Source organism: uncultured Pseudoteredinibacter sp. (genome assembly GCF_947502065.1).
Lineage (GTDB): Bacteria > Pseudomonadota > Gammaproteobacteria > Pseudomonadales > Cellvibrionaceae > Pseudoteredinibacter.
Genome location: NZ_CANMYE010000056.1, coordinates 1 through 212 on the forward strand (window position 1 = coordinate 1; position 212 = coordinate 212).

The 212-nt window shown below is 47.6% G+C and carries 1 pseudogene; it reads right to left on the minus strand.

Annotated elements, in window-relative coordinates:
- Window positions 1-212, minus strand: a pseudogene (gene tuf, locus Q1A41_RS20350) (elongation factor Tu); the annotation flags it as partial.

Here is a 212-nt window from a genome sequence, read left to right on the forward strand (position 1 = left end):
AGAATGAAAGCACCGTCAATAGCACGCTCTGGCTCAGGGATGTACTCGTCTAGAGTCTCAACCAACTTCTTAACAGCTGAAGTACCCAACTCGTTGTCGTCTTCGCCATTTAGAGCCATCAACGCAGAACCTGCAATGATTGGAGTGTCGTCGCCTGGGAACTCATAAGTTTCCAATAGCTCACGCAATTCCATCTCAACCAACTCTAGCAT